This is a genomic window from Shewanella decolorationis (assembly GCF_004354305.1).
Lineage (GTDB): Bacteria > Pseudomonadota > Gammaproteobacteria > Enterobacterales > Shewanellaceae > Shewanella > Shewanella decolorationis.
The window spans coordinates 3,283,172-3,295,667 of record NZ_CP037898.1; the positions used below are offsets into that span (position 1 = coordinate 3,283,172).

Below are 12,496 nucleotides of genomic sequence, written 5' to 3' on the forward strand. Positions count from 1 at the left end.
CGCATCGTTCGGAGGGGTGGCAGAGTGGTTTAATGCACCGGTCTTGAAAACCGGCGTGGGTTTATAGCCCACCCAGGGTTCAAATCCCTGCTCCTCCGCCATATTCTACGGAAAAGCCATCAGCAATGATGGCTTTTTTGTTTTGGCATTTCGGAAGTTGAACCTAGGGTTCCTCATGCAAAGCGCAGCTCATCCGCAATATTCCACAAACAAACCATCAGTAATCATGACTTTTTGTTTTGGAATTTGCCCCTAAGGCTATTTCCTTCTAAGCGCAGCTCCTTCACCAAATCCGGATAAATATGCTTGCAAAGTATTAGTGGCCTTTTTATGTCATATATAGATGTTATTTCCTATTAGCTTGGTTTTTAAATAGCATGAAACTAGGGCGGTTGACGTTTCGAGATTAGATTTTGTCCGTTCTGGCAAGTACATGCTCGCGAAACGAGGAATGATGTGTCGTTAATCTACTCAAATGACGAGCGGCGCTTATGTCAGAAAGTCAGAGCAAGGGCTTGCCAGACGAACTCTTCAGGCAGCATTTGGCTGCAAAAACAACACTGAAACGTCAACACGTCCTAAATAAATCCTCACAATATTTAGGTGTGTTTAATAACCTACTCAAGTCTGAATGGTTAAACTGATGCATTTACGACCCTATAATTTCTCTTAAATTGTGATCTTGCTCTAAAAGTGCCTAATCGGTATTTTCATTCATATTTTGACCAATCGCCGTCACTTTTGTGATACGCGTCAACAATAAGATTTACCCCAAATGGAACTTGGTACAAAGTGGACAAAATGGCTAATCAAAATGTCCATACTTGAAAAATCATTTAAATATCGCTACCTGTAATATATATGGATTTAAATCCTGATAAAGACTGTTGAAGTAACTTATTTTAGACAAATATTCTTTTGAAAGCTTAATGTGATTTTGATCACCTGTTAGAAATTGTCATTATTAGTCACTTTTTTATACTCGCACCATGAGTAGGGTTAAGTTCTCTACTCAAGCCTGCAGCGTACGCGCTGCAACTTAGTGAGCACATAAAAGAGAGTGTGTGAAATGACAATGAATAGACGACAGTTTTTTAAACTCTGTGCTGTGGGAGCCGCGACTTCTGCAATTTCTGCACTGGGGTTGATGTCCGAAAAGGCATTTGCATCCGTCAGAGGTTTTAAATTGCTGCGCGCAAAAGAGACGCGTAACAATTGTTGCTACTGCTCTGTGGGTTGTGGGTTGTTGATGTACAGCCAGAGCAGCAACGGGAAGAATGCGGAGCAGAGCATTTTTCATATTGAGGGCGATGCCGATAATCCGATTAACCGCGGTGCTCTGTGTCCTAAGGGCGCAGGCTTGGTTGACTATGTAAACAGCCCGCACCGTTTGAAATATCCTGAAGTGCGTTTACCCGGTTCGGATAAATGGCAGCGCATTAGCTGGCATGAGGCTTTTAAGCGTATCGCAAGACTCATCAAAGACGAGCGCGATGCCAATCTGGTTGAGAAAAATGCCCAGGGTCAAACCGTTAACCGCTTAGTCAGCCTAGGCATGATGACCTCATCGGCCCAAGCAAACGAAGGCTGCTACATCACCCATAAATTTGGCCGTGCCATTGGTATGCTAGGGATAGATAATATCGCCCGCGTTTGCCACGCCCCAACACCGGCCGCAATGGCGCCCACCTTTGGCCGCGGTGCTATGACTAACCACTGGGCAGATATGAAAAATACCGATCTGGCCATTGTGATGGGCGGTAACGCTGCCGAAGCGCACCCCGTTGGCTTTGGTTGGGTGACAGAGGCGATGGAGCATAACAACGCCAAGTTGATTGTGGTCGATCCGCGTTTTAACCGCAGTGCTGCCGTCGCCGATTTATATGCACCTATTCGTTCGGGCACCGATATTGCCTTCCTGCTCGGCATGATCCGCTACCTACTCGAAACCCAGCAAATCAACCTTAATTATGTCAAAGCCTATACCAATGCCTCGTTTATCGTGCGGGAAGACTTTGAATTTAATGACGGTTTATTCAGTGGCTATGATGAGGCTAACCATAAATACGACCAATCCACTTGGTTCTATGAGTTAGATGAAGAGGGCTACGCAAAAGTTGACCCAAGCTTAAGCCATCCTCGCTGCGTGATTAACCTGCTGAAAAAACACGTCGATCGCTACGATCCTGACACGGTATCCAGCATCACAGGTACGCCTAAAGAAGCCTATCTTGAAGTGTGTCAGCAAATTGGGGCGACCCATGTTGACCATAAAGCCGCCACCTTCCTCTATGCACTCGGTTGGACACAGCACAGCGTTGGCGCGCAAAACATCCGCACCATGGCGATGATCCAATTGCTGCTTGGCAATATGGGGATCATGGGCGGCGGCGTGAATGCGCTGCGCGGTCACTCAAACGTACAGGGCGCGACGGACTTAGGTTTATTGTGCCAAGGATTACCTGGCTACCTAAAACTGCCACAAGATAAAGATATTGATTTACAAAACTATTTAGCCCATTACACCCCTAAAGCCTTAAGACCAAACCAAACCAACTATTGGTACAATTACCCAGCCTTTACCGTGTCGTTGTTAAAAGCCTTCTTCGGTGAACATGCAACGGCAGAGAATGATTATGGTTATGACTGGCTGCCAAAATGGGACCAACAGTACGATATCAACAAGCAAATCGACATGATGGTTCACGGTGAGGTTAACGGCTACTTTATCCAAGGCATCAACGCGCTTAACTCCCAGCCCGATAAGCAAAAAGTGTCTAAGGGCTTATCGAATCTGAAATTCTTAGTAGTGCTCGATGCGCTCGCGAACGAAACCTCGAGTTTCTGGCGCAATGCGGGTCAATTTAACGATGTCGATACCGCCAGTATCCAAACCGAAGTATTCCGCTTACCAACGACCTGTTTTGCTGAGGAAAGTGGTTCAATTGCTAACTCGAGCCGCTGGTTACAATGGCACTTTAAGGGCGCTAATCCTCCCGGTGAAGCCTTGTCTGATCCTGCGATCCTTTCTGGCATCATGCTGGAATTAAAACGTTTATACCGTGAAGAGGGCGGCCGTTTACCTGCGCCTATCGAAGCCATCAAATGGGACTATGCGATTGAGCATGAACCCAGTTCAGAGGAAATCGCGCGGGAGATGAACGGTTATGATCTCACGACCAGTAAGCTGCTCAATGGTTTCTCCGAATTAAAAGCCGATGGCTCAACCTCATGCGGTATTTGGGTTTACTCAGGCATGTGGACCGAAGCGGGCAACCTCATGGCACGTCGCGATAATAGCGATCCATCCGGCAAAGGCATTACCCCGAATTGGTCATTCGCTTGGCCTGCAAACCGCCGTATTTTGTACAACCGCGCCTCCTGCGACGTGCAAGGTAAGCCGCGCGATCCTAGCCGTGTGCTGCTCGAATACAAGGACAACAAGTGGCAGGGCATTGATGTGCCAGACTTTAATGCCAAGTTGAATGCGGAAGATTCGGCCCATCCTTTCATCATGCAAGCAGATGGCGTTGGCCATTTATTTGCCCTGCGTGACTTAAAAGATGGTCCATTCCCAGAGCATTATGAGCCGTTCGAATCACCACTGGCGAGTAACCCACTGCATCCTAAAGTCACCAATAACCCGGTGGCGCGGATGTTCAAAGGCTTACGTGAAAGCTTTGGTACCAACGAAGAGTTCCCCTATGTCGGCACTACTTACTCGATGACGGAGCACTTCAACAACTGGACCACGCATTGCCAGCTGGCCGCAATTACCCAGCCACAACACTTTATCGAAATCGATGAAACCTTGGCGGCAGAAAAGGGCATCAATAACGGTGATTGGGTCAAAGTGAGCTCTAAACGCTCGCATATTGTCACTAAGGCCTATGTCACTAAACGACTCCAACCCATGATGGTTCAGGGCAAAAAAGTCCACACCATTGGTATTCCACGCCATGGCAGTTACGAGGCCTTGACGCAGAAGAGTTATATCGTCAACGAGCTAACTTCATCTGTGGGCGATGCCAACACCCAAACCCCTGAATATAAAGCATTCCTTGTGAATATTGCCAAAGCGGAGGGCTTCTAATTATGGCTTCTCAAGATATTATCCGCATCTCAGGCACCACGGACATCACCCCCGCGTCTCAAGCACGCATTGGTGCGGTCCAGCAGGTGACTAAGCTGTTTGATGCGACTAAATGCACCGGCTGTAAGGCCTGTCAGGTTGCCTGCTCCGAATGGAATGACCTTCGTGAAGATGTCGGTACTTTCCAAGGCAGTTATCAGAACCCGATGATACTGTCACCCGAAAGCTGGAACATTATGCAATATCACGAAGTGATGGATAACAATAAGTTGCGTTGGCAATTTACCCACACTGCCTGTATGCACTGTGCCGATCCAGCCTGCTTAAAAGCCTGCTCAACTAGCGGCGCGATTGTGCAACATGCTAATGGCACAGTGGACTTTGACTCGAACAAATGTATTGGCTGCGGCTATTGCGCCAGTGCCTGTCCTTTCAATGTGCCTAAGATCAGCGCCAAAGATAACAAAGCGTATAAGTGCACCCTGTGCTCCGATAGGCTCGCCGTTGGCCTAGAGCCTTCCTGCGTTAAAACCTGCACCGTGGGAGCACTGCGTTTTGGTACCCGCGAAGACATGTTGTTCTATGCCGAAAAACGCGTCGAGCAGTTAAAGGAGCGTGGTTTCAGCAAGGCGGGACTTTATAACCCCGAAGGTGTTGGCGGAACGCATATGATGATGATCCTCCACGACATCACGCAACCCGAAACCTATGGTATGCCGAAGGATCCGCAAATCCCCGCCGCCACCGAATGGCGTCAAGATTGGCTCAAACCTTTGGGCACCGCAGGCTTGCTCGCAACGGCGGCGTTCGCCCTGATGCACCGCATTGCGGTAGGGCGCAACATCGTCGAGGAAGATCAGCCCGGTTACATTGATGCCGGTGTCAAAGAGGAGGAAAAGCAATGAGTCATAAAGAGATGATAGTGCGCCATAAGCTCGTTGATCGTCTATGTCACTGGACCATAGTCTTTGTGGGCTTAGTGACCTTTCTAACGGGATTCTCGTTTTTTTATCCTTCGTTCCAGTGGCTGAGTGGCATTGTTGGCACCCCACAACTGGCAAAAGTGATGCATCCATTCTTCGGGATCGCCATGTGTTTGCTGCTGGCGGTGATGCTGATCCGCTATTACCAGCACAATAAGTGGAATAAGTACGATTTGCCCTGGATGAAAGCCGTTGTGTGGGTGTTACTGCAAAAAGAAGAGAACATTCCGCCCGTGGGCCATTACAACCCAGGTCAGAAAATGTTATTCCGCGCCTTTGTGGTTTTTGTACTGGCGTTTCTGATCAGCGGCATCATGATGTGGCAACCTTACTTTGCCCCCATGTTCTCGGCAGAAGCCGTCAATTGGGCCACCTTAGTCCACTCGGCCTGCGGCATATTAATGCTGTTATCCCTAGTGGTACACGTATGGATGGCCTGCTGGATTGAAGGCTCTATCACTGGGATGCTCTATGGCAAAGTTTCTAAGGCTTGGGCCCGTAAGCACCACCCAGCCATGTTAGAAGAACACGAGGAAAAATAGCGATGAAGATGGCCAGCGATATCCCGTTAAGTTTTGTTGATAAATCCCCCTTAGCATTAAAACCGCTAAAAGCGGCAAATCCTGAGAAAATTTATCAACATAGAGCACGTCGTTTAGCCCAATTAGCGCAGGATTCTCCGCTGGCGGATTATCTCAAGCTCTGCCAAATCCTAGTGTCGACGCAGCAAAAACTTGCGGCAATGGATATGGGCCCAGCACCAATGATTGACGCTGAGGTGCCATATCCGTTGTCCCTAAGCCAAACTCAAACGGCTCAGGATTGGTTAAAAGCATTGCAAGCATTGCTAACAGAATTGGTATCTCAAGTGCCCGCGTATTTAGTGCCTGTTCTACAGGAGTTACAGCAGCAGTCGCCAACTCAATTGCTAGAGTGGGGCACTCAACTGAGGCAAGGGGAGTTTAGTGCCGTGCCTGCACAGTTCAGCCTATTTATTTGGGCGGGATTGTCCTTGTATTGGTCACACTGGGCACCCATGGTGATTGCGCGAATGGATGTGAATAAGGTTAAACAGTCTAGCCTTTGCCCGGTGTGCGGCAGTCATCCCGTCGCCAGCATGATTGTCGATGAGCCGCGGGAAGGGCTGCGCTATCTGCATTGCAGTCTGTGTGAAAGCGAGTGGCACTATGTGCGCGCCCATTGTACTTGCTGCGAGCAATCCCGGGAAATGTCGATTTGGTCGTTTGATGACCATAAGGCAGCCGTGCGGATTGAGAGCTGCGAGGCGTGCAAGGGATACACTAAGATGTTGTTTACCAACCGTTTGCCATTGTTAGATGCGGCAGCGGACGATATTGCATCGATAGGATTGGATGCCGAACTCAATGCAAAGGGCTATGGTGCCACAACGGTAAATCCACTGTTACTTGCACATGAGGCCTAAACAATCAAAAGGATTGAATAAACAAGGCCATGGATGGTTTTGATAATCCATGTTCCATTCGGTCACCACCTAGGGTGTGACCGAATGGTCATCGACTGTGATATCAAACTAACTGACTCAAATCTCATTCGTGCGCTACGTGAAATCTGCAAAACTTACAGGGGCAATCTTGCCAAATATTCACGTAGGAACGCCTTGAAAATAGCGTTGAAATATCCCCATCAAATGTATCTATCCCTTGATAAGACCAAAAATCAACAGTAAGCGCTAAACGTGGACAATTAGACGCATAGGGAATGATAGCTTTCCGTATTCATCTATACTTAATTTAACATAATACACATTGTACGCAGTTTTGTATGGGAGGAATTTGGGAGGCCAACACAGCACTAGCCAATGCCTTGTAGATGGTCTAATGGCTTATTGAATGCGCTTTCGTGTCTTTCGATTTGTGTGGTGTGCAAATATTTCGATGTGGTGTCGATACTCTCATGGCCTGCATCGGCTTGCACGTGTGACAACGGTCGACGATTGATATTGATATCATGGGTGATCCCTGTGTGCCGGATATTATGCGCAGTGAGTTTTCGCATTTGCTCGGCATCGTGATTAAAACCATCTGTTTGCGCATTATCTGCTGCGAGATTAATAATGGTCTGAATATCTTCACGGATTTGCCGGATCCCAAGATTGGCATTCACAAGACCTGCATCTCGGCCTCGACCAGCGGCACGATGACGAACAAATAAAGGATGATGTTCACCTTGACTGGGAAAATCTGACAGCCCTAGAAACTGCCGATATTTTACTAGGCTATCGAGTAATGCTTTGGAAATCGCCACACTGCGCTTTTTGCCGCCTTTACTGAGCGGAATGTGAAAACTCCATATACCTGTCTGTGGATTTTGCCTAAATTGCCCCATAACCGGTGAATAGCCGACCCGCGCCGAAACATCAGAAATGCGCAGATAACAGGAATAAACCAATGAAATCAAGAATAAACTACGTTGATGCAATTCTGGGAACTCAGTTGCCAACTGAGTGACTGTACTCATGACATAGGACCATTGTAATTCTGTGAAAGCCAAGCTGTTTTCATCTTCATCAGTTTGTCTTTGATACTGCTTATTCTGCGCAAAACGGCTGTGATTCAACCAAATTTGCGCGGGATTACGCTCACAAAACTCCTCGCTTATTAAGTAACTATAAAACGAGGATAAAATAGCAATCTTGGTTTTTAGCGCATTATCGCTCAACACATAGGGTTGAATTTGCCCTAACTGTTTCTTGCCCACAAATGGCCGCCAAAGGCTGTTTGGTACCCGTTCATCGCGCAATTTGTCCAATTTAAATTGCGGCACATTAAAATAACCGATCAGTTCTAGCGGCGGCGTCAAACAGTAATCCACATAACGACTCATATCCTTACGTAGCACCTGTGTGGGCGACATTTTCGCGACATCAAAGCACCAATGCAGGAACGTGGTCAGTTCACTTCGATAGGCTTTATAATTGTTTTCACTGTGTTTTTGCTCAAACAACCAATCGGTTGCGTGTTCCATCACTAAACCTGCATCGGGTACATCAGATAAGCTAACTTGAGTGATGTATTGATTCACCACACTGTTGCCATATTGTATGAATTCAATTGAATCAAACAGAGGTAAAACTGGAGGAAGCTGCATATAAACTTTAAAATTTAACTATTTACTGCATGATAATACTTAAAGGCAAATGCCGATAACGTTATTTATCGGCATTAACCCAAATATCAATTTTTGAACAACTGGGTTGCGTACATTGACTGCAGCTCAATCGTTTTTGACAACAAATAAGACATAATTGCCAGACTTTTTGTTTTGATTGAGCATCTAAGCATCTGAAGTCAGAGGCGCATAAACTGCCATCACGTATGAGTTGGGCTAACTTTTCTTCTGAGATCGATAAGTTGATCCTTTCAGTTGTATATGCCATATAAATTAAAAAATGAGTTGGTTTACTTTGATATTATACAGATGAGAATAATTATCAATAACATTATTAAAGGTTGTGACCTACCCTTACAAACAATTATTTTTTTACTGATTTTATTAGCTTCAACTACACTCTAATTGTGCGTTGTAACTTTAGCAATGAGGCCTCTGATGGTGATTGATCTTTCAAAGAAAAAGCCGCTCTTCTCAGGAAAAAAAACAATAGAAACTTCTGCATCTCTTGCACCTTGGAAAATTCTCGTCGTCGATGACGAACCAGATGTTCACACCGTTACCAAACTTGCACTTTCCCGTTTTAAGCTCGATGGCCGAGCGCTCCACTTCATCAATGCTTACAGCGCCGAACAGGCAAAAGAGTTGTTAGCCAAAGAACAAGATCTTGCGATAGCGTTTATTGACGTTGTCATGGAAAGTGACCATGCAGGATTAGAATTAGTTAAGTGGATCCGTGAAGAGCATAAAAACAAAACGATTCGACTCATTTTACGTACAGGACAACCAGGACAAGCCCCTGAAGAAGATGTCATAGTCAATTACGATATCAATGATTATAAAGCCAAATCTGAGTTAGACTCCCGTAAACTCATGACGAGTGTATACTCTGCCCTACGTTCGTATAGGGATATTATGGAGATTGAGCAAGCAAGGCGCGCTCAGGTGAATCATCGAAAGGGATTAGAGCGCGTTCTTGAGGCCACCTCAGGATTATTTGAGCTCAGAACCTTGTATAAGTTTGCCGATGGCTTGTTAACACAGGTTGCTACCCTGCTTAATCTTGATACAGAAACCCTGCTGCTAACGTGTAATGCGATGGATGCGATTAGTGGCCATGTAGACTCTGCGGAAATAGAAATCCTCGCTGGCACAGGTCAATTTGCTGATAGCCCTCCAAATAAAGCGCTCCCGATGCATATCGACAAATTGCTTCGCACCGCATTGGTGCAAAAACGCTGTTTATACGAAGATAATTGCTTTGTAGGCTACTTCCCTACTAAGAGTGGCCTTATCAATCTATTGTATATGGATGGGATTGATAGAATTGATGATTTAGATAAAAAACTCATTGATATATTTGCGATAAATGTGGGGGTCGCTTTCGAGAATCTACTCCTAAATCAGGAGGTTGAAGATACTCAATCTGAATTGATCCTACGTTTAGGGGATGTGGTTGAAAGCCGTTCAAAAGAAGCCGCAAATCATGTGAAACGCATGGCTGAATACTGTGCCCAACTAGCCCTACTCGCAGGATTATCTGAAACAGAAGCGGAATTATTACGTCGCGCTTCACCTATGCACGATATTGGTAAAATCGCCATCCCCGATGCGGTGTTACTCAAACCCGGTAAGTTAGATGACCAAGAATGGTCAGTGATGCGACAGCACCCAACTATTGGCTATCAAATCCTCGCCAATTCAGAGCGGCCAATCCTTAAAGCAGCGTCGATTATCGCCTTACAACACCATGAAAAATATGATGGCTCTGGCTATCCAGGTAATTTAAAACAAGATCAAATTCACATTTTTGCCCGCATTGTAGCCATCGCAGACGTGTTCGATGCACTCTCTCACGCCCGTTGCTATAAAGCTGCATGGCCACTAGAGGAAGTGATCGATGAAATGCGCAAAGGAGCGGGTAAGCATTTTGACCCCGATTTACTCGAACTTTTTATCAATAACATCGATATTTTCGTGCGGGTCAAAGAGAGTTGGAAGGATCATGATGAATAATGAAATAAGCTGAAAAATCAGTAGAGAACCCATCATCAATCGTTATTTCAACGCGTTTATTGGTTTAAATTGACCAAAAGAGGTTTAATGGGAATTAATAACCCTCTTTAGTGAGGATTATCGGCAAGAAAGTCAAAAATAACGGCGTGTTCCTCTCCGTTTCGGTTAAAACGGATAAATCCTCGCCACACCATGTATCCACTGCTGCAAGAACCGTAAATCATCTGTCCTTCATAGTGAGTTTTATTCAGTTCATTAAGATTGACAGGAATAACACCCATAAACATATCTCGACCTTCTAAACGTATTTGAAGATTGTCAATCGGCTCTGAGGTTAATAGCTTCAATGTTAATGGCTTTTCGCTCGGCGCATGGGCTGGTGATAGGCTAATTCGCAGTTCAACACCTGCGACATTTTTAATGCAATCACCCAGTGTAAAAGCACAAAGTGTTGGGTCTACAGCCTTTGTTTCGGCCTGTTGCGTTGCTTTTTCATTACAAGCAGTGAGATTCATCATAACTAGTATGATGGTGAGCGGGATAAGTTTGCGAGTAAGCACAAAAATTAACCTTGTGATGCAAGATGTTAACATTCTATGGCGTAGGTTGATCTAGATCAACTTTCCAGACCCCATCTTTGGTATCTTTTTTGACATGGCTCAAGTATCATTGCGAAACCTCATATTTGAGCACAAATGTGTAGGGTAACGCATTGACATAGCTTCACAACCCTAATAGGGAAGTGGGCTTTGTGTCATATATAACAGGTAAAGCTTGTCTTTACTAAAAGTAAAAGTAATAAGCAGTGGAAGCATTATGATGAACCATTCCCAGCCAACAGGCGCTGATTACAATTACACCATTGTCCGCCAATTTGCCTTAACCACAGTTTTGTGGGGTATTGTTGGTATGTCAGTCGGTGTATTAATTGCGGCTCAGTTAATCTGGCCACATCTGAACTTTGATACTCCTTGGTTTACGTATAGTCGCTTGCGACCATTACATACCAATGCGGTTATCTTCGCGTTCGGAACATCAGCCCTCTTTGCAACATCCTATTATGTCGTACAACGCACCTGTCAAACCCGACTATTTGCACCTAAATTAGCTGCATTTACGTTTTGGGGATGGCAAGCCATCATTCTGTCAGCAGCAATCACTCTGCCAATGGGTTACACCAGTGGTAAAGAATATGCTGAATTAGAATGGCCAATCGATATCGCCATCACCATCGTTTGGGTTTCCTATGCAATAGTGTTCTTCGGCACTATTATCAAACGAACAACATCGCATATTTACGTAGCGAACTGGTTCTTTGGTGCATTTATCATTACGGTTGCCGTGCTTCACATCGTGAACTCTATGGCCGTTCCTGTTAGCTTGTTCAAGTCATACTCTATGTACAGTGGCGCGGTCGATGCCATGGTGCAATGGTGGTATGGTCACAACGCAGTAGGCTTCCTGTTAACAGCAGGCTTCTTAGGTATGATGTACTACTTCGTTCCTAAGCAAGCGGGTCGTCCTGTTTACTCATATCGTCTGTCTATCGTGCACTTCTGGGCACTGATCGCACTGTACATTTGGGCTGGTCCTCACCACTTACACTACACTGCCCTGCCAGACTGGACTCAGTCTTTAGGTATGGTGATGTCACTGATCCTGTTCGCACCATCTTGGGGTGGTATGATCAACGGTATCATGACCTTATCTGGCGCATGGCATAAACTGCGTACTGACCCAGTACTGCGTTTCTTAGTGGTTTCGCTGTCTTTCTACGGTATGTCGACCTTCGAAGGTCCGATGATGGCCATCAAGACAGTTAACGCTTTATCTCACTATACAGACTGGACCGTGGGTCACGTTCACTCAGGCGCGCTAGGCTGGGTGGCAATGGTGTCTATCGGTTCTCTGTATCACTTGATCCCAGTACTGTTCGGCCATGGCCGTATGTACAGCATCAAGTTAGTTAACGTGCATTTCTGGTTAGCGACTATCGGTACTGTTCTTTACATTGTGTCTATGTGGATTTCGGGTGTAATGCAGGGTCTGATGTGGCGTGCAGTTAACGCTGACGGTACTTTGACTTATAGCTTTGTTGAAAGTCTGGAAGCTTCTTATCCTTTCTACTTCGTACGTTTCCTCGGCGGTTGTTTCTTCTTAACCGGTATGCTGATCATGGCATACAACGTGATCCGTACTGTGAAAGCCTCTAAAGATTCATTGCCAGCACTGGCTGAAGCAAAAGCGGCTTAAG

General features: G+C 45.8%; 9 protein-coding genes and 1 tRNA gene. 7 read left to right on the forward strand and 3 right to left on the reverse strand.

Translation table 11 applies throughout. From position 1 onward, the window contains the following. The first annotated feature begins 10 nt into the window (after positions 1-10). From EYR25_RS14690 to fdhE, 5 genes are all read left to right on the forward strand, one after another. A tRNA-Ser gene (locus tag EYR25_RS14690) sits at positions 11-101 on the forward strand. A gap of 974 nt (positions 102-1,075) precedes the next feature. Continuing rightward, positions 1,076-4,093 (forward strand): formate dehydrogenase-N subunit alpha, encoded by a 3,018-nt coding sequence (gene fdnG / locus EYR25_RS14695; protein ID WP_133181053.1) that lies wholly within the window; start codon positions 1,076-1,078, stop codon positions 4,091-4,093. A 2-nt stretch (positions 4,094-4,095) separates the two neighbouring features. Then, positions 4,096-4,998 (forward strand): formate dehydrogenase subunit beta, encoded by a 903-nt coding sequence (fdxH, locus tag EYR25_RS14700; RefSeq protein WP_133181055.1) that lies wholly within the window; start codon positions 4,096-4,098, stop codon positions 4,996-4,998. After that, positions 4,995-5,618, forward strand: a complete 624-nt coding sequence (locus tag EYR25_RS14705; RefSeq protein WP_023265795.1) for a formate dehydrogenase subunit gamma — start codon at positions 4,995-4,997, stop codon at positions 5,616-5,618. Before fdxH ends, EYR25_RS14705 begins: the two co-directional genes overlap by 4 nt. Before the next feature lie 2 nt (positions 5,619-5,620). Beyond that, a complete protein-coding gene (fdhE, locus tag EYR25_RS14710; RefSeq protein ID WP_133181057.1) occupies positions 5,621-6,520 on the forward strand; it encodes a formate dehydrogenase accessory protein FdhE in 900 nt (299 codons plus the stop codon). Positions 6,521-6,909: 389 nt separating this feature from the next. Here fdhE and EYR25_RS14715 read toward each other — a convergent pair whose 3' ends face one another. Continuing rightward, on the reverse strand, positions 6,910-8,205 hold the full coding sequence (locus EYR25_RS14715) for a tyrosine-type recombinase/integrase (RefSeq protein ID WP_133181059.1): 1,296 nt from the start codon (positions 8,203-8,205) through the stop codon (positions 6,910-6,912). Between the two features lie 61 nt (positions 8,206-8,266). After that, positions 8,267-8,494 carry a hypothetical protein gene (locus tag EYR25_RS21385; protein ID WP_133181061.1) on the reverse strand — a complete coding sequence of 76 codons (228 nt, stop codon included), beginning with the start codon at positions 8,492-8,494 and terminating at the stop codon, positions 8,267-8,269. Positions 8,495-8,664: 170 nt separating this feature from the next. On the opposite strand from EYR25_RS21385, the gene EYR25_RS14725 reads away from it, so the two are divergent. Continuing rightward, positions 8,665-10,242 (forward strand): DUF3369 domain-containing protein, encoded by a 1,578-nt coding sequence (locus tag EYR25_RS14725; protein WP_133181063.1) that lies wholly within the window; start codon positions 8,665-8,667, stop codon positions 10,240-10,242. A 107-nt stretch (positions 10,243-10,349) separates the two neighbouring features. Here the strand turns inward: EYR25_RS14725 and EYR25_RS14730 are convergent, their stop codons facing one another. Further along, positions 10,350-10,835, reverse strand: coding sequence for a hypothetical protein (locus tag EYR25_RS14730; protein ID WP_133181065.1), 486 nt, complete (start codon positions 10,833-10,835; stop codon positions 10,350-10,352). A gap of 223 nt (positions 10,836-11,058) precedes the next feature. Between EYR25_RS14730 and ccoN the strand changes: the two genes are divergently transcribed. Then, positions 11,059-12,495 carry a cytochrome-c oxidase, cbb3-type subunit I gene (gene ccoN, locus EYR25_RS14735; protein ID WP_011072351.1) on the forward strand — a complete coding sequence of 479 codons (1,437 nt, stop codon included), beginning with the start codon at positions 11,059-11,061 and terminating at the stop codon, positions 12,493-12,495. Position 12,496 lies beyond the last annotated feature (1 nt).